Here is an 18,428-nt window from a genome sequence, read left to right as displayed (position 1 = left end):
GCAATACACCCCCGCCCCCCGCCCGCCCCCCCGCCACCCGGCCCCCCCCCCGCCCCCGGAGCCCCGCCATACTCCCCATACATCCCATGCGCCGCCCAAAGCCCAAGCTCCAAGAGCTCAGTCCCCTCATCCAGCAACAACGCCAGCCTCTCCCGCACCGTAAGCCGCCCCTTGGCCCGCTGCGCCTGCGCCGCCTTCGCACCACCCCCGCCGCGAATCACATCCTCCTCTGCCCGCAGCGCCTCCATCAACACCCGCAGCGCCTCGCGATTCGCCCCAAACCGCGCAGAGTTCAAATCCAACTTCGACTCCAGCCTCTCAAACTTAAATTCATCCGCCATTCGCACCATCCAATAATCGACTCATATGCATGAGCCCGCAGCCTACCACGGACGATCAAAATTCTGCACCCAACCCACCACTGAAACTGAATCCAAGATATGAAAAACGCCATCCAAACCAAGTGCGAATTCTGGGAATATTCATCTTCCCAATGTGTCTATCTAAAGCCCTCGAGGGCTTTCCAGGCAATACCACCTGGTTGAAACCAAACAGCGTGCGACGCCCGATGCGCTCTCAGTAGAACAAAATCAAAGCTGCGCATCAGCTCACGCCGAGGACATTCCTTCATTGACACCGACTACCAAGAACTACTCCGGCTGCGCGTTGCTTTTTGCATCCTTGTTTCTCTTCTCCATCTCCCCTGTCCACGCCCAATCGGATCGCGCGGCGTTAAAGAGAGTCGCCCTGAATCTCCCCGATGCACCCGGCAGGGACTCCTCCTCAGAATCCTCCAGCACCTCGTCCTCCAACTCTGACGACGATGCGGCAGCCCCCAAAGGCACCTCCAGCATCTCAGGCATCGTCCAGGACGCCACCGCGGCCTTGGTCCCCGGCGCCAGGGTAATCCTTCGCGAAAAGAACACCGGCCGCCAGCAGATCCTCACAGCCGATAGCGCCGGAGCATTTAACTTCACCGCCCTGCCCGCCGGAACCTATCAGGTAACGGCCACCTTCACCGCCCTCGGAGTATTCGTCTCCCCCGACATCGTACTCGCCTCCGGACAGCAGTACACCATCCCGCAGATCACCTTGCCAGTCGCAACCAAAGCCGACGTCGAGGTCACCGTCAGCCTCCAGGAGCAAGCCCAGGAGCAAATCCGTGTCGAAGAAAAACAGCGCGCCTTCGGAATCATCCCAAACTTCTACGTCACCTATGACCCACACTTCGTACCTCTCACCACCAAGCTCAAATACCAACTAGCCCTCAAGACAGCAACCGATCCCGTCACCATCGGCGCGGCCCTCTTCATCGCCGGCATCGATCAGGCAGCCGACACCCCCGGCTACGTCCAGGGCGCAAAAGGCTACGGCCAGCGATTCGGAGCTGCCTACACCAACGGAGTCTCCGAGATCATGATCGGAGGCGCCATCCTGCCCTCCATCCTCCACCAGGACCCGCGCTACTTCTACCAGGGCACCGGCACAAAGAAATCACGCGCCCTCCACGCAATCTCCGCCCCCTTCAAAACCAAAGGCGACAACGGCAAGTGGGAGTTCAACTACTCCAGCCTGGGCGGCGACCTCCTCTCAGCCTCCATCTCCAACGCCTACTACCCAAGAAACGACCGAGGCCCCGGACTAGTCTTCGGCAACGCCCTGATAACCACCGGAGGCCGCATGGTCAACGGCCTGGCCCAGGAGTTCATCCTCCGCAAAATCACCTCCAAACCAAAAGACTAACCCCACCACCTCCCTCCCCCACCACTGTGTGCCGTTGCCTGTTCTAGCCGTTGCTTGTTTTAACCCGTTACCCCAAACCCAAACCGCCCGGGTGCCCCATCCTTCGCGCCTCTGTCTCTCGCGAAGGGTGGGATCGAAAACCTCTCCCCAGCCCAAAACGGAGCAGCACAAAAGCGGGTGCCCCACCCTTTCCGACAGTCTCATCGTCGGATAGGGTGGGGTATCGTGCAAAGCACGACCGCCTTCCTTCGCCAAGCTCAACCGCTCAAGAAGCCACCAACCCACAACGCATCATCAACGCCCCACAAACATCCACTCCCCCGCAAATTTGTCATCCTGAGCGGAGTAACTCGCAGCTTCATCGCGAGTTACGCAGTCGAAGGACCCGCGGTTGCACTTGCCGTTGCTTGTTCGAGCTCTCCTCAACCCAGCACGGCCTCCAGGTGCCCCATCCTGAGGGCGCCCGATCGCCCGATGGTTGGGGGAACCTCAACCCCATCCCAGCACATCCCCATAACCGCTCAAGGAACGAAGTGGTAGGCGTTCACGCCTACCAAAAGAAAGAAAGCCAGGCCGAAGGCGTCACCGCTCAGCCGAAGGCCGGAGTGAAGGCGAAGCCGAAACGACAAAAGATCGCCGTTGTTTGTCCTCCCCCAAAAAACACCAGCAAAATCACATGTCAAGCCCCAAAACCCCTCAAACAACACAAAACAAAAGAAATAAAAGTGGCACAACAGTTTCCACCAATCCGATAAAATAGAACTATCAGATGAAAAGAAGCAGGCCCGGCCATCCAGCCGGGCCTAACTCATTGCACTGCACCAATTTGGACGCAACCCCTTTCGCTGCACCTACTTATTGAGCAAGTTGAACGCTAAACGAATGCAACCAAACGGCTTACGCCCAGGCAAGGGGGGTACCCCCAGGAGAATCCATGATCACCGTAGAGCCCAACGACGTCCTACTCATCATCGATCTCCAAAACGACTTCTGCGCCTCCGGAGCCCTCGAGGTCCCCGGAGGAGACGCCATCGTCCCCGTCGTCAACGCGCTGGCCACCAGATTCAAGCACGTTATCCTCACCCAGGACTGGCACCCCTCCCGCCACATCTCCTTCGCTACCACTCACCCCGGCACCCACCCCTACGAAGAGATCGACGCACCCTACGGCCCCCAAACCCTCTGGCCCGACCACTGCCTCCAGCACTCCCACGGAGCCTCCTTCCATCCCGGCCTCGACACCCCCAACGCAGAGCTCATCCTCCGCAAAGGCTTCCACCCCCACATCGACTCCTACTCCGCCTTCCTCGAAAACGACCACCTCACACCTACCGGCCTCGCCGGATACCTCCGCGAACGAGGCCTCTCTCGCCTATTCCTCTGCGGCCTCGCCTACGACTTCTGCGTCCGCTTCTCCGCCATCGACGGCAAACACCTCGGCTTCGGAACCGTGGTCATCGAAGACGCCACCCGAGCCATCGACCGCTCCAACTCCGTAACCGAAACCAACGCCGAACTCGGCGCCATCGGCGTCCCCCGCATCCAATCCCCTGAGATCCTCACCCCATGAGCCCGCAGCCCGCCACCACAGCACCCAGACGACCGTGGCTCGAAACCGAGGCCCGCGTAACCAGTTGCGAATACCAATTCGCCCGCATGAACACCCTCACCCTGGGCATCCCCACCAACACCAACCCCTTCCTCATCACCTTCACCTACTACGCCCACGCCAAGACCTACACCGACCAGTTCACCTCACCCACCTACCTGGAACAAGGCGCCCTCTTCCCCATCTCCTACAACCCCCTCGCTCCCCAGCAAAACAACAAATCCACCAACTCCCCGGCCACACGAACTCCACTCTTCGCCATAGCAGTCGCCGGCTCCATCCTTCTCTCCGTTCTTTATCTCGCAACTCTGCGCGGTTGCAACTAAAGCCCTAACTCAGCCGCTCGAGCCTGCATCGCTGCCAGACAGTTCCCCACATGCTCCTCCACACTCAACCCCAGAAGCTCCGCTCCCAGCGTGATATCCTCCCGCTTCACCGCCCGCGCAAAGGCCTTGTCCTTCATCTTCTTCTTCACTCCCGCAACTTCGACCTCAGCGATCAACCGCGAAGGCTTCACCAGCGCACAAGCCGTCAGAAACCCAGCCAGCTCGTCGCAAGCAAACACCACCTTCTCCAGATGACTCTCCCTCGCAACTCCCGAGTAATCCGCATGCGCCAGAATCGCCCGCAATACCTCCTCAGGCCAACCCAACTCCCGCAGCGCAGCCACTCCCACAAACGGATGCTCCTCTAACGACGGATGCCGCTCATAATCCATGTCATGCAACATCCCCGCAGACGCATATCTCTCCACCAACTCCTCAGCCTCGACGTCCAGCAGCCCTAATCGAGCCGCCTCCAATCTCCCATAAGCCTCCACACAGACCGACACTGCAAGCCCATGCTTCCGAAGGCTCTCTCCCTTCGTCCACTCCTCCAATAACCTCCGAGCCTCGGCCTTGCCAAACGCTGCTTCCATCAAAGCTCCTCGCTATGTCCTATTCCCAACGCAAATACAAGTTACCATCTTGGTTCCGTGTCGGTTTTTTTAGGTCTTTCGCTAATAATCAACGGGTTTCCCCCTTGACTTGCAAGTTCCCCAGTGTCACTCTAGGCACATCACATCGTTCCGTTATCGGACATGTGCTGGGTCCTTGCTCTGGGTCCCTTCGCTACACACAACTTATGGCAACCATGATGGCGTCCGTCGAACAACGTGAGGTTCTGCGTTGTGACAATTGCAGCTTGGTGCAGTTTCGCACCGCCAGCGCGCTCTGCCGGCGCTGCCGCAAATCCCTCGAGGTTGAGGTTCCCGAACCCGTCTCTGCCCCCATCGCTCTCGTTCCACCCCAACCGGAGCAGGAAGGCGGACTTCAGGTCGCTACAGCCGTCCGGGATCTACGCCACGTCCGTAATCTATCCCAGCGCCAGCTCGCCGCACGGATGAACGTCCCCCGAACCTACATCTCCAAGATCGAGAACGGCAAGGCTATGCCGACTCTCTCTTCCTTGGATCGACTAGCCCGAGCGTTGCAGGTCGACATCTCTGCCCTGCTCCGCGACGCCAACACCCGCCATCGCGACGAGACGGCCGTTCTCATGACCGACCCCTTCCTCGCCGAGATCGCGGCTTACACCTCGCAACTCGATGCTTTGCAACGCTCCATCTTCCTCAACCACGTACGGGAGCTGGCAGCCGGACGTCGCCGCACCGCCTAGCATTCCCTGCACCAGGCAACCTCCTTCCCTCCGCGAGGGAGGGCCAAAGAACCTTGATGGCCCTCTCTCGCACCTCCTCGTTTCCCCCCTTGTTTTTGGGCTTAAAGTGGATCCGCCCACCGCTCCAATCTCGGCATTCATTGCACACCATACCTGCGTGTGCTAGCGTCATGTCTGCGAGGTAGCTTTGCGCCCAAATACGGCAAGCCGCGTCCACGAACTCTCTCCCGAGGAGCAGAGCGTTTATCGGCAATTAGATCCCAACAAGATCCCCCAGCACGTCGCTATCATCATGGACGGCAACGGACGCTGGGCTGGAAAGCGCGCGCTCAAACGCTTCCTCGGCCATCAGCAAGGCGCCGAGTCTGTCCAGTTCGTCGTCGAGACCGCCTCCCGCATCGACCTCCCGTACCTCACGCTCTACGCCTTCTCGCTTGAGAACAATCTTCGCCGGCCCAGGACCGAGGTCAACTTCCTCATGAAGCTCCTGCGCAGCTATCTCATCGGCAACGTCAAGCGCATGAACGACAACAACGTCCGCATGGCCTACATCGGCCGCACCCACGAGCTCCCCAGCGAAGTGCAGGACACCATGCAGTGGGCCTCCGAGTCCACCGCCAAGAACACCGGCACCACCCTCACCCTCGCGCTCAACTACGGGGCCCGCTCCGAGATCGTCGACGCCGTCCGCAGCATCCTAACCAACCTGACCACCGAAGCTCACACCCGAGGCTGCTCCGTCGAGGACCTCCTCGGCGCCGGAGCCTTGGACGCCCTCGACGAGCCCGACATCTCCCGCGCCCTCTACACCGCCCACATGCCGGACCCCGACCTCATCATCCGCACCTCCGGCGAGCAACGTATCTCGAACTTCCTCCTCTGGCAGATCGCCTACGCCGAGATCTACGTCACCGACCGCCTCTGGCCCGACTTCCGCGGCATCCATCTGCTCGAAGCCATCTCAGACTTTCAGCACCGCGACCGCCGCTTCGGTGGTCTCAGTGACTCCTCTACGGACGAGGATCTCGCCAGCCTGGAGCCCGCCGAACAGGTAGCAGCGGAGATCAAGGACCACTTGAACTCTCCTTCTACATCCCGCGAGATCCTGCCTGACTCCACCACCCTCGTTCGGCGCTAAGCGCGGTACTCAAAGCCAACACGCCAAACATCGCTCCAACGATGACGCTCCACACTGATTCGGATCCCCAACCGACGCCAAATCCGCGTCGGTTCGCCGCAGTATGTATACGCACCGTATATGCTTAGGAGCGGCCCATGAAACGAATCCTCACTGCCATAATTCTCATTGCCGCCGTCTTTGCCCTCGTCTTCTTCGGCCAGCTCTGGATGATCACCCTCTTCGCCGCGCTCGTCGCCGAGCTCGCTGCCTACGAGTACCTCCAGCTCGCCACCACCGTCCCAGGCGAGACCCCAACTCCTCGCATCCCGCTCTGGTGGATGACCGCCGGCACAGCTCTGCTCTTCCTGGCCACGCTTCCCAACTGGCCTCTCGAAGCGCAGTTTCCGCTGCTCAGCGCCCTCGCCCTCACTCTCTTCGCCTGGAACGGCTTCCGCGCCCACCGCGACACCCTCGACCGCGTCCTCCCCGATACCGCCAAGGGCATCTTCGGTCTCATCTACGTCGCCTACCCTCTCACTCTCATCCCCCTCCTCTGGAAGCAGGAGGATGGAATCGCTCTTATCGTCTTCCTGATGGTCTGCGTCTGGGCCGGAGACATCGCTGCCCTCTACATCGGCAAGAACTTCGGCAAGCGCAAGCTCGCTCCCCGCCTGAGCCCTGGCAAGACCTGGGAGGGCAGCATCGCCTCAGTCGTCGGAAGCGTCCTGGCCGCGGCCCTCGTCATTCTCATCGGCGACCAGCTCACCGCCCGCGGAAACACCGTCCTCCACATCACGGAGCCCGTCTGGCAGTCTCTGCTGCTCGCCGTCGTCCTCAACATCGCCGCCCAACTCGGCGACCTCCTCGAATCCGCCATCAAGCGCGGTGCGGGCGTTAAAGACTCCGGCACCATGCTCCCCGGCCACGGCGGCATTCTGGACCGCATCGATGCCCTGCTCCTCGCCGCCCCCGTCCTCTGGTACGTCCTGCTGCTCAAAGACATCTTTGGTCTCGGCCGGTTCTAAGCAAAACATGAAGTATCCGCACACACGCCCGAACCGTCGCCCCCTCAATCTGCGAAAATAGACTTCGCATGAAAAAGCTCGCCATCCTAGGCTCCACCGGCTCCATAGGCACGTCCACCCTCTCCATCTGCGAGTCCTTTCCCGACCGCTACGCCCCCATCGCCCTCGCAGCCGGCTCCAACATCGACGTAGCCTTCGCTCAGTGCGAACGTTGGCGCCCCAAAGTCATCTCCCTGGCCACCGAAGCCCTGGCCGATACCCTCAAGGCCCGCCTCAAGTCCGCCGGAATCACCGGCATTGAGGTCCTCTACGGAACCTCCGGCAGCGTCCACGTCGCGACCCTTCCTGAAGTAGACTTCGTGGTCTCCGCCATCGTCGGAGTCGCGGGCCTGGAAGCTACCTACGCAGCCATCTGCGCCGGAAAGACCATCGGCCTGGCCAACAAAGAGTGCCTCGTCGCCGCTGGCGAGCTCATCCTCGCCGCCGCTGAAAAACACAACGTAGCCCTGCTCCCCATCGACTCCGAACACAACGCCGTCCATCAGGCGATGCGCGGCGGCACTCCACAAGAGGTGAAGCAGGTGTGGCTCACCGCCTCCGGAGGCCCGTTCCGCAACACCCCCGCGGCCGACTTCGCTCACATCACCCCCGCCCAGGCTCTCAAACACCCCACCTGGGTCATGGGCCAGCGCATCACCATCGACTCCGCCACCCTGATGAATAAGGGCTTCGAGGTCATCGAGGCCTGCCGTCTCTTCCACCTGCCGCCCGCGCAGGTCCGCGTCACCATCCATCCGCAGTCCACCGTTCACTCCCTGGTCGAGTTCGTCGACGGCAGCATCCTCGCCCAGATCTCCGTGACCGATATGCGCCTCCCCATCCTCTACGCCCTCGCCTACCCCGAGCGCGTCCCCGTCGAAGGCAAGGTTCCGCTTACCTTCGACCTCGCCACGTTGAGCCAGTTGGACTTCTCCGCTCCCGACCTCGCCCGCTTCCCTTGCCTCCGCCTCGCCTACGAGGCTGCTGCCGTCGGCGGCGACGCCTGCATCGCCCTGAACGCCGCCGACGAGATCGCCGTAGCGGCCTTCCTCTCAGGAAAAATCCCGTTTCTAGGTATCCCTAGTACAATCGAACAGGTGCTCTCACTTACTCCAGCCCGCCATCCTGCCTCCATCCAGGACGTCCTGCAAGCCGATGCCGCCGCGCGAGACTGCGCCGAATCCGTCGTTGCCCGCCAAACCGCAGGCGTAGCCGTCTAAATCTCTGTCAGTAAGTAACGAGGTTCGTTCTTCTTTATGTCTACCGTCCTTCAGCTTGCCATCGTTCTTGGAATCATGGTCCTCGTCCATGAGTTCGGCCACTTCGCCGTCGCCAAACTCTGCGGAATCCGCGTCGAGGTCTTCTCCATCGGCTTCGGCAAACGTCTCTTCGGCTTCAAGCGTGGCGACACCGACTATCGTCTCTCCCTTCTGCCCCTCGGCGGCTACGTCAAGATGGCCGGCGACAACCCCGGCGAAGCTCCCACTGGCGATCCCGGCGAGTTCAACGCTCACCCCCGCTGGCAGCGTGTCGCCGTAGCCCTCGCCGGTCCGGTTGCCAACTTCATCCTCGCTATCGGTCTCATGACCGGCGTCTCCATGCTGCACAACGAGGTCCAGGAGTACATCAGCGGTCCCGCGCAGACGGATTACATCCCCGCCAAAACCGCCGCCGCCAACACTGGAATCCACTCGGGCGACCTCATCGTTCACTACGACAACATCGAGAATCCCACCTGGGATCAGGTAGCCATCCGCTCCCTCCTCAACATCAATCAGACCATCCCCTTCTCCTTCGTCCACGACGGACAGCGCACCGACACCAAGATCTTCGTCGAAGCCAAGGAAGGCGCTGACAACTTCGCCCTCGACAAGCTCGGCCTGATCCCCAAGATGCAGCCCACGCCCGTTCAGGTCTCCGACCTCACCCCCAACACCCCAGCCGCTCACGCCGGCCTGCAACCCAAAGACCAGATCACCACCATCGACGGACTACAACTCCACTCGGTCCCTGCGCTCCTTGCCTACCTGCAGGATCAGGCCGGCAAGCCCGCATCCCTCTCAATCCTACGCAACGGCGCGACGATCCCCATGCAGATCACCCCTGAGCTGCTCGACAGCGGCGACGGCAGCAAGCTCTATCGCCTCGGCTTCACTCCAGTCCAGCCTCCCGTCAAGGTAGAGCGACTGCCTCTGGGCAAGGCCATCGTCGCCTCCTGGGACTTCAACAAGAAGGGCTCGCTCCTGATCGTCGAAGTCCTCAAGCGAATGTTCACCCGCCAGGTCTCGGTCCGCTCCCTCTCGGGCCCCATCGGCATCGGCACCCAGATCCACCAGGCCGTGCAGATGCCCGGCTGGATGCCCCTCATCGGCCTGATGTCCTACATCAGCCTGAACCTCGGCATCTTCAACCTCCTGCCCATCCCCATCCTCGACGGTGGAATGATCCTCTTCCTCCTCATCGAGTCCATCATCCGCCGCGACCTCAATCAACAGATCAAAGAGCGCGTCTACCAGGTAGCCTTTGTCTGCCTCCTGGTCTTCGCTGTCATGGTCATCTTCAACGATCTAACCAAACTCCCCCTCTTCACCCACCTCAAACCCTAACCGCATTACCGAACAAATTCTCATCCCGTTAGCTTTGCTTCTGTCGTTGCTTTTGTCGTTGCTTTTGTTCTTGCCTTTGCCGTTGCTTTTGTTCTTGCTTTTGCCGTTGCTTTTGTTCTTGCTTTTGCCGTTGCTTTTGTTCTTGCTTTTGCCGTTGCTTGTCGGGATTAGCGTGGGGCTTTAGCCCCACGAATAGGAACCACCACAAAAGGGGCTTTAGCCCCGGGCCTTCCTTGCCATGCCCTTAGCGCCTCAGGAAATCCGAACCTACTTCGTCACCGCAGTAACCGCATCCCGTCGCCGCCTCTTCCAAGTCGACACGAACTCCGCGTTACTTCTTGATGTCCTTCAGGAACAACGAAGCAAACAACGTCTTCGACTCCACTCCTTCGTCATCATGCCGGACCACATCCATCTACTCCTGACACCCGCACCCGACATATCCTTGGAGAAATCCGTCCAATACATCAAAGGAAATTTTTCGTTCCGCCTAAAGAGCAAACTGGACGTATGGGAGAGAGGTTATGACAGTCGCCGCATTCAAGATGGACGAGACTACACGACCCACGTTCATTACATCGAACAGAATCCAGTACGCGCTGGATTAGTGTCTGAACCCAAAATGCACAAGCATTCTTCCGCAAACCCAATCCATCTTACAGATTCAACCCCAACTCACTTCGCCTAGCCGACGCTCGCGCTCTACTCCGCTCCCCGCAACTCCGCCACAATCTCCCCCACAGCCTTCCGGGCCTCCGCCTCCTGATCCCGCGGAAAACTAATCGCCCCCACTCGCGCATGTCCCCCACCGCCATACCGCTCGCAGATCGCCGCAAGATTCACTAACTCCGAGACAGGCTTCGGCGTCCACGGATTCGTCCCCACCGACACCTTCACTCGAAAGCTCGACTTACTCAACCCCACATTGTAAGTAGCCTCAGGATGCAGATAGTAAGGGATGAACTTGTTGTACCCCTCCGTAGGTTGATCCGTAATATCGAACGTAATCACCCCCGCCTCCACCGTAGCCCGCTCCCGAATCAACTCCACCGCGGCCCGATGCCCCTCCAGCAACGGCCCAACCAGCTCCTGCACAAAGGGCCGATCCAGCACCTCCTGCAAACTCATCTCCGTCAGCAGCGGAATAATCTTTGGCACCAACAGCGCATCGGACGAGCTCTCGATCACCATCGTCAGCTTCATCGCCGGAGCAGCCATCCCCACCGCCGCCTCCGCGCTCTCATACTTCGCCCCATCCACAATGTCGGCCCAGTACCGCAACTCCTCCAGCCCCTTCGTGCTGAAGCCAAACCTACTCGCCGCGACATCCATGATCAGACCCGTACAAGACGTATAACTCGCATCGAAAAACTTCCGCATCGACTGCGAACCATCCGCCTGCCCTCGTTCAAAGTCAGCCTGATCCTCCGGCGTCATAAACGCGCTCAGATGATGATCGAACCACCACGTCACCTTCGGCGAAGCCGAATACTTGAAGTCCACAATCGCATTCTCACCCGCGCCGAAGTCCCCATCCTCGAACAACGCTCCCGCCCGATGCACCAGTCCCTGGTAAGAAAAGCGATCCGCCGTCTTCACGCACTCCCGGTGAAACCGCGTAAACAGCGAAGCCGAGCAAGCCCCATCGAAGCACTTATCGTGAAAAAAAATCTTGCAGTCCAAATCATCACCTTCTCTATACGGGGTTCGTGATTACCAATCCTTAAGCATAGCGACCCTCAGGCCCCTATCAATCGAACCAGACCTACGCCTTGATCGCTCGCGAGTTCGCCCGGCTCTCCGTCAGGTCCAGCTCATACTCCAGCGTCCGCAACACCTCGTCACCAATTCTTCCCTCCTCCCGCAGCCGCAGGATTGCGCGTCTCTCTATCTCGACTGTGTTCCTCGAAAGATCTGCCAGGCTACCGCCTCTGTCATGCTCCGTCTTGCGCTCTGTATCCGTCACATCTTCCAGAAGCTCCAGACGATGCCCATATTGATGCAGCAGATCCTTATAAGCATGAGCCGCATCATCGCCAACCTGTGACCTGCCCTGCTCCAGAAACGTGATGACCTCCTGCAGCACCAGCCGCCGCGCCACCTCCTCTTCGATCCTCGCCCCCATATCTCCCGCGAGACCCAGTCTGCGGATCAGCGGCGGCAGCGTCAGCCCCTGCAACACCAGCGTCACCAGAATCACGCTGAACGTCAGAAATACGATCAGGTTCTTCTCTCCGAACGGCTGCCCATTCCCCAGCGTGTTGGGTAACGATATCGCCGCCGCCAGCGCCACGACGCCCCTCATCCCCGTCCACCCGATCACGAAGACCGCGCGGCTTCCGCGACGATGCAGCTTCTGCTTGAGCAGCTTCGTCCGAATCTGATAGGCCACCTCCGTCCCCGGATACATCCACACCACCCGCAGCACGATCAGCACCGCGCTGAACAGCGAGCCGTACACCAGCAGCCCCTTCACCCCATAGCCCCGGATCCCTCCTACCACGTAAGGCAGTTGCAGCCCGATCAGCACAAACACGATCCCGTTCAACACAAACGACAGCGCATCCCACGTCGCGTGGACCTGGATGCGCGTCTCCGCCGAAAAGAACGTCGCACTCTTCCGGCTCATGTAGAGCCCGCACGCCACCACCGCAAGCACTCCCGACGTCTTCGCCCACTCTCCGGCCAGATACGCCGAATAAGGCACCACCAGGCTCATCACAATCTCAATCGGACCATCATCCACCCAGCGTTCGAACCACGCGGCCACCACACCAATCAGCAGCCCGATCCCCACTCCTCCCAGGATCAGCCACAGCAGCCGTATCACTCCCTCCTGGATCGTCGGCGTCCGCCCATCCACCAGCATCATCACGCCAAACTCCAGCGCCAGCAGCCCGGTCGCATCGTTTACCAGGCTCTCTCCCTCCAGCAAATCGGTGATACTCCGCGGCAGACCCAGCGTCCGCGCGATCGACGTCGCAGCAATCGCATCCGTAGGAGACACCACCGCCCCCAGCACAAACCCCGCCTTCCAACCCAGCCCCGGAATGAAGTGATCCGCAAACGCCGCCACCGCCCACACCGTGAATCCCACCAGCCCCACCGCCAGCATCGTGATACTCACCAGGTTGTAGCGAAACTCGCGCAACGAGGTCGCCCACGCGGCCGAAAACAGCAGCGGCGGCAGAATCACCAAAAACACTAGATCCGGATTCAACGTAATCCGCGGCAGCTCCGGTACCAGGCTGATCGCCAGTCCCGCGACCACCAGCACAATCGGATACGGAACCTGCAACCGCCGCGCCACGATAGCAAAGACCGCTACCAGCGCCATCAGCAACAGAAATACAGTCTGCACCCCGTGCAGTCCTTCAGCAGCATTCATAATCCAAGCCCCAATCCGAAACTCACCCACCGCCATCCTTGCACATTGCGTCCCACCTGTTCTACCCACAACTCAATCTTCATCCATTCGATTTAGACTGCACCTACGCCATGACTCCACAAGATCCCCGCCCTCCCGAGCTCGATCTGCTCCACCCCAAGCCCTCCACCGCAGGCTCCGACCTCGACGACGCCCCCCGCCGGCCCTCCCGCCTTCCCCGCAACATCGCCATCGCTCTTATCCTCGTCGTGCTGCTCCTCGTCGCCTCCTTCTTCAGCGCCCGCATCTGGGCCCGCCATGCCATGCGCGACTCCCTCCCCCAGCTCGACGGCCAACTCAGCATCCCCGGCCTCTCTGCTCCCGTCTCCGTCCAGCGCGACAGCCACGGCGTCCCCTCCATCCACGCCGCTACCCTCGACGACCTCCTCATCGCCCAGGGCTTCGTCACCGCCCAGGACCGCCTCTGGCAGCTCGAGCTCCTCCGCCGCCACGGCGCAGGCACCCTCGCCGAACTCTTCGGCTCCAGCGCCCTCCCTCACGACCGCAACCAGCGCACCCTCCAGCTCACCGTCGCGGCCGAGCGCTCCACCGCCCTCCTCTCCGCCACCGAGCTCCACTACCTCGAGCTCTACGCCCGCGGCATCAACGCCTCCATCGCCATCCAGCGCCCTCACCTTCCTCTCGAATTCCGCCTGCTTCACGACGAACCCGCCCCCTGGACGCCCCGCGACTCCGTGCTCGTCGCCATCGTCATGTTCCAGGACCTAAACACCGACTTCCCCATCAAGCTCAGCCGCGAAGTCCTCACCACCCGCCTCCCCCCGGACCTCATGGCCGACCTCTACCCCGTCGGCTCCTGGCGCGACCACCCGCCCTCGCAAGGCCTCATCGATCTCACCCTCCCCCAGCTCACCATCCCCAACATCCCCCTCGACGAGTCCCAAACCAAACTCACCCCTCCCACCCAGGAAAAAACAAACCTCGCCAACTGCGCAGCCGTAGAACCCACCGCCAGCCCATCCCCGCAAGCCTCCTCCTGCAGCGAAGCCCTCTCAACCCCACCCACCGACATCGCCGCCCTCCTCACTCTGAACCGCTCTCTGCTCCCGCAGTGCGAAGGCTGCATCGCCGGCTCGAACAACTGGGTCGTCTCCGGCCAGCACACCGCCTCCGGAAAGCCCCTCCTCTCGAACGACATGCACCTCAACCACGGCGTCCCTAACATCTGGTACGAAGCCAGCCTCGAAGCCGCGACCACCCCATCCGGAGTTCCCTTCCACGCCGCCGGTGTCTCCCTCCCCGGAACCCCCTTCATCGTCGTCGGCCACAACGACCACATCGCCTGGGGCTTCACCAACCTCGGAGGCGACGTCCAGGACGTCTTCGTCGAGCGCACCCGCACCAATCCTCACGGCGAAAACGGCAAGCCCCAACCGGAATTCCAATCCGCCGACGGAACCTGGCACCCCATCCTCCACCACCCCGAGATCATCCGCGTCCGCGGCGGCAAAAACATCACCCTCGACGTCCTCGCCACCCGCCACGGCCAGATGGAGACCCCTGTCATCTCCGGCCTCGTCGCCGCCCGCCCCATCACCGGCCCGGCAGTCCGGGAACAGCGCCTCCTCAGCCTTGCCTGGACCATCTACGACCCCGCCAACGTCAATCCTCCCTCCCTATTTGCCCTCAACAGCGCCAGCGACTGGCCCTCCACCCTCGCCGCCTTCTCCAACTGGGGCGGCCCAGCCCAGAACATGGTCTACGCCGACGACCAGGGACACATCGGCTACCACACCATCGGCAAGATCCCCCTCCGCGGCAGCGTCCTGCTCCCCACCGCCCTCAGCACCATCCCCGTCGCCGGCTTCGACCCACTCCGCCAGTGGACCGGCTACATCCCCTTCGAACAGCTCCCCCAGGTCTTCGATCCCCCCGGCGGCCTCCTCGCCACCGCCAACGCCCGCATCACCCCCGACCTCTATCCCTTCCCCATCACCCTCAATTGGGGGGCCCCCTACCGCAACGAGCGCATCTGGCGAGTCCTCTCCGCCGGCAAAAACCTCACCCCGGCCGACATGCTCAAGCTCCAAACCGACGTCTACTCCGACTTCGATCACGTCATCGCCCAGCGCCTCGCCTACGCCATCGACCACGCCGACCCCCACCTCTCCCCCAACCCCAAACGCCTCCACCAGGCCGCCGACCTCCTGCGCACCTGGAACGGCCACGTAGACGTCGACAGCCCCGCCGCCGCCATCGTCGACACCGCCCGCGCCGCCCTCTGGCCCATCCTCCTCGCCCCCAAACTCGGCGACGCCGCCGCGCTCTACACCTGGGGAGAGAAGTCCTTCGCCGAAGAGCAAATCATCATCCACACACCTGCCCGCTGGCTTCCCCACCCCAACGACAAGTGGGACGACGTCCTCGCCGGCGCAGTTGAAAAGGGCCTCGCCCTGGCCAACGCCCCCCAGGACCTCGCCCACTGGACCTACGGCAAGACCCACGTCGTCGACATCGAACACCCCATCTTCTCCCTCTCCCCGCTCATCGAAAGCATCCTCGGCGTCCGCACCGGCACCGGCCCCCAACCCCAGAGCGGCGACTCCTCCACCATCAAGCAAGTCGGCCGCACCTTCGGCCCCTCCGAACACCTCACCGTCGACCTCTCCAACCTCGACAACTCCACCCTCAACCTCGTCCTGGGCCAATCCGGCAACCCCCTCAGCCCCTGGTTCATGGACCAGTTCCCCGCCTGGTACCACGACACCACCCAAACCCTCCCCTTCACCCCCACCGCCGTCCAAGCCACCACCACCCACACCCTAACCCTCACCCCTTAAGGCCAATCACAGAGCAACAATCCCCGGGAGACCACAAAAACGGGTGCCCCACCCTTTTTGCAGTTTCATCGCAAATAGGGTGGGGTATCGTGCAAAGCACGACCGCCCTCCTTGCCCAGCCTCAACCTCAGTTAAATCCCACCATGTCCACCAGACTCAACCGCTACCAACAAACCGGCGCCCCACACTTCATCACCTTCAGCTGCACCCCCGAGCACCAACCCCACCGGAGACCCCAAAACCGGGTGCCCCATCCTATTCGACGGTCTCATCGTCGAATAGGGTGGGGTATCGTGCAAAGCACGACCGGCCCTCCTTACCCAGCCTCAACCCTCAATTAAAATCCCACCATGTCCACCGGACTCAACCGCTACCAACAAACCGGCGACCTACACTTCATCACCTTCAGCTGCACCCGCAAACGAAACATCCTCGGCACACCGGAATCCCGTGACATCTTCCTAACCCTCCTGGAAGAGACCCGACTCAAACACAACTTCCACGTCCTCGGCTACGTCGTCATGCCCAACCACGTCCACCTTCTCCTCACAGAGCCCGAGAAAGTGAAGCTCTCCACCGCCATTCAAGTGCTCAAACAACGCTTCTCTCGAACCCGAACCGAAGACGACGTATGGGAACCCCGCTACTACGACTTCAACGTCCACACCGAACGCAAACGAGTCGAGAAGCTCCGCTACATCCATCGCAACCCGGTCACCCGAAACCTTGTCGCCGACCCACGACACTGGCAATGGAGCAGCTTCCGAGCCTACGCCCAAAACGAACGCGGCCCAGTCCACGTCACCCTCCCTTAGCCACCAAATAGGGTGGGGTATCGGGCAAACCTGGGTCCCGACGAGCGCGCTTTTTGCTCGTTGGGGTGGAAAGCCCGACCGCATTCCTTCCACAACCCCAACAGCCCAAGTCACCACGACATCTCATCGGCCCCAAAAATCTATCTCCACAAAAGACAGACACCACTACCACCAGCCAAGAAACCCCCACCATCCCTTACACTCATAAACGATGCTCCAGACTCTAACAGCCCGCCGCCTACTCACCCCCATCGGTACCATCGAATTTCCCGTCATCACCATCGACCCCTACGGCCTCATCGCCGACATCTCCTCCGACCCCTCCATCCAAAGCGAAGACATCCTCACCCCCACCTTCCTCGACATCCACATCCACGGCTGCGCCAGCCACGACATCATGGAAGCTACCCCAGCCGCATTCACCGCGGTTAACACCTTCCTCGCAACCCGCGGCGTAGGCCGCTACCTCCCCACCACCGTCACCGCACCCATCGACCCAACCCTCCGCTCCCTCGAAGACATCGCCACCGCCATCGAAGCCCCAGCCACACCGGGTCAAGCCATCCCTATCGGCATCCACCTAGAAGGCCCCTTCATCTCCCACGCCAAACGCGGCGTCCACCCGGTCCCCAACATCCTCGCCCCGGACATCGCCCTCTTCGACCGCTTCCATCAAGCCGCCCGCGGCCACATACGCATCGTCACCATCGCCCCCGAGACCCCCAACGCACTGGACCTCATCCGTCACTGCACCGCCCTCGGCATCAAGGTGAGCCTCGGCCACAGCAACGCCACCACCCCCGAAACCCTCGCTGCCATCGAAGCCGGAGCCGCCTCCGCCACTCACACCTTCAACGCCATGCGCGCCCTCGACCACCGCGCGCCCGGCATCCTCGGCACGGTCCTCGACGACGATCGCCTCTTCGCTGACCTCATCTGCGACGGCATCCACGTAGCGCCCGAACTAGTCCGCCTCTGGCTCCGCATGAAGGGCGAAGAAAGAGCCATCCTCATCACCGACGGCATGTCGGCCACTGGAATGCCCGACGGAATCTACACCCTCGGCAACCTCTCCGTCGAAGTCGCCAACAACCACTGCCTCCTCATCGAAGACGGAGTCCACACCCAAACCCTAGCCGGCTCCGTCCTTACCATGGATCAGGCCGTAGCCAACCTCCAACGCTTCACCGGCGCATCCCTGGCAACCGCCATCCGCCTCGCCACCCACAACCCAGCCACCCTCCTCGGCCTCCCCACCCACATCACCCCCGGCCAACCCGCCAGCTTCAACCGCTTCTCCCCCAACGGCACCCTCCAATCCACCATCCTCCAAGGCCACCAAATCCCAACTCCCACCCAGCTAAAATAAGCCCCAAAAGCTATCGCCGTTGCTTTTGTTTCCCCCAAAAACCCAACAAAAACACATGCCAAGCCCCAAAAACCATTAACACTAGACAAACCAATCACTTACCAGTGGCACTTAAGTTTTCTTCAATCCGGTAAAATAGAACTAGAAGAAAAGAAGGCCCAGCGGGGCACCCGCTGGGCCTATCTCTTTCAGGATAAATATCGGTATTGAGCAAA

Annotated in this window: 15 protein-coding genes and 1 pseudogene; 12 read left to right on the top strand and 4 right to left on the bottom strand. The window is 61.2% G+C overall.

Annotated elements, in window-relative coordinates:
* Positions 1-341: pseudogene (locus HB393_RS14900) on the bottom strand (acyl-CoA carboxylase subunit beta); the annotation flags it as partial.
* Positions 342-630: 289 nt separating this feature from the next.
* Here HB393_RS14900 and HB393_RS14895 point away from each other — a divergent pair.
* The 3 genes from HB393_RS14895 to HB393_RS14885 all read left to right on the top strand — a co-directional run bounded on the left by HB393_RS14895 (position 631) and on the right by HB393_RS14885 (position 3,678).
* Positions 631-1,743: a carboxypeptidase-like regulatory domain-containing protein gene (locus HB393_RS14895; RefSeq protein WP_213805955.1), complete on the top strand. Its 1,113-nt coding sequence runs from the start codon at positions 631-633 to the stop codon at positions 1,741-1,743.
* A gap of 934 nt (positions 1,744-2,677) precedes the next feature.
* On the top strand, positions 2,678-3,313 hold the full coding sequence (gene pncA / locus HB393_RS14890) for a bifunctional nicotinamidase/pyrazinamidase (RefSeq protein WP_213805954.1): 636 nt from the start codon (positions 2,678-2,680) through the stop codon (positions 3,311-3,313).
* Positions 3,310-3,678, top strand: a complete 369-nt coding sequence (locus HB393_RS14885; protein ID WP_213805953.1) for a hypothetical protein — start codon at positions 3,310-3,312, stop codon at positions 3,676-3,678. Before pncA ends, HB393_RS14885 begins: the two co-directional genes overlap by 4 nt.
* Here the strand turns inward: HB393_RS14885 and HB393_RS14880 are convergent.
* Positions 3,675-4,271: an HAD family hydrolase gene (locus HB393_RS14880; RefSeq protein ID WP_213805952.1), complete on the bottom strand. Its 597-nt coding sequence runs from the start codon at positions 4,269-4,271 to the stop codon at positions 3,675-3,677. The two genes, HB393_RS14885 and HB393_RS14880, sit on opposite strands and share 4 nt — an antisense overlap.
* Before the next feature lie 206 nt (positions 4,272-4,477).
* Between HB393_RS14880 and HB393_RS14875 the strand changes: the two genes are divergently transcribed.
* The 6 genes from HB393_RS14875 (at position 4,478) to HB393_RS14850 (ending at position 10,489) form a co-directional block, all read left to right on the top strand.
* A complete protein-coding gene (locus HB393_RS14875; RefSeq protein WP_213805951.1) occupies positions 4,478-5,011 on the top strand; it encodes a helix-turn-helix domain-containing protein in 534 nt (177 codons plus the stop codon).
* A 187-nt stretch (positions 5,012-5,198) separates the two neighbouring features.
* Positions 5,199-6,149: an isoprenyl transferase gene (locus HB393_RS14870; protein WP_213805950.1), complete on the top strand. Its 951-nt coding sequence runs from the start codon at positions 5,199-5,201 to the stop codon at positions 6,147-6,149.
* Between the two features lie 137 nt (positions 6,150-6,286).
* The gene (locus tag HB393_RS14865) at positions 6,287-7,156 is read left to right on the top strand and encodes a phosphatidate cytidylyltransferase (RefSeq protein ID WP_213805949.1); all 870 of its coding nucleotides are present in this window, start codon (positions 6,287-6,289) and stop codon (positions 7,154-7,156) included.
* A 68-nt stretch (positions 7,157-7,224) separates the two neighbouring features.
* Positions 7,225-8,415 (top strand): 1-deoxy-D-xylulose-5-phosphate reductoisomerase, encoded by a 1,191-nt coding sequence (locus HB393_RS14860; protein ID WP_213805948.1) that lies wholly within the window; start codon positions 7,225-7,227, stop codon positions 8,413-8,415.
* A 36-nt stretch (positions 8,416-8,451) separates the two neighbouring features.
* On the top strand, positions 8,452-9,801 hold the full coding sequence (rseP, locus tag HB393_RS14855) for an RIP metalloprotease RseP (RefSeq protein WP_213805947.1): 1,350 nt from the start codon (positions 8,452-8,454) through the stop codon (positions 9,799-9,801).
* A 238-nt stretch (positions 9,802-10,039) separates the two neighbouring features.
* On the top strand, positions 10,040-10,489 hold the full coding sequence (locus HB393_RS14850) for a transposase (RefSeq protein WP_213805946.1): 450 nt from the start codon (positions 10,040-10,042) through the stop codon (positions 10,487-10,489).
* A gap of 14 nt (positions 10,490-10,503) precedes the next feature.
* On the opposite strand, the gene HB393_RS14845 is transcribed toward HB393_RS14850, so the two are convergent.
* Positions 10,504-11,484, bottom strand: a complete 981-nt coding sequence (locus HB393_RS14845) for a DHH family phosphoesterase (RefSeq protein ID WP_213805945.1) — start codon at positions 11,482-11,484, stop codon at positions 10,504-10,506.
* Between the two features lie 82 nt (positions 11,485-11,566).
* Positions 11,567-13,219: a Na+/H+ antiporter gene (locus tag HB393_RS14840; protein ID WP_345945212.1), complete on the bottom strand. Its 1,653-nt coding sequence runs from the start codon at positions 13,217-13,219 to the stop codon at positions 11,567-11,569.
* An 80-nt stretch (positions 13,220-13,299) separates the two neighbouring features.
* Between HB393_RS14840 and HB393_RS14835 the strand changes: the two genes are divergently transcribed.
* The 3 genes from HB393_RS14835 (at position 13,300) to nagA (ending at position 18,213) form a co-directional block, all read left to right on the top strand.
* Positions 13,300-16,029 carry a penicillin acylase family protein gene (locus HB393_RS14835; RefSeq protein ID WP_255551147.1) on the top strand — a complete coding sequence of 910 codons (2,730 nt, stop codon included), beginning with the start codon at positions 13,300-13,302 and terminating at the stop codon, positions 16,027-16,029.
* A gap of 350 nt (positions 16,030-16,379) precedes the next feature.
* Entirely contained in the window at positions 16,380-16,844 is a 465-nt protein-coding gene (locus HB393_RS14830; protein ID WP_213805944.1) for a transposase, read from the top strand.
* A 211-nt stretch (positions 16,845-17,055) separates the two neighbouring features.
* Positions 17,056-18,213 carry an N-acetylglucosamine-6-phosphate deacetylase gene (gene nagA / locus HB393_RS14825; protein ID WP_213805943.1) on the top strand — a complete coding sequence of 386 codons (1,158 nt, stop codon included), beginning with the start codon at positions 17,056-17,058 and terminating at the stop codon, positions 18,211-18,213.
* The last annotated feature ends 215 nt before the right edge of the window (positions 18,214-18,428 follow it).

The organism is Granulicella sp. dw_53 (genome assembly GCF_018449545.1).
Classification (GTDB): domain Bacteria; phylum Acidobacteriota; class Terriglobia; order Terriglobales; family Acidobacteriaceae; genus Edaphobacter.
The sequence above is the reverse complement of the archived record's forward strand: the minus strand, read 5'-3'. Positions and strand labels throughout refer to the sequence as shown.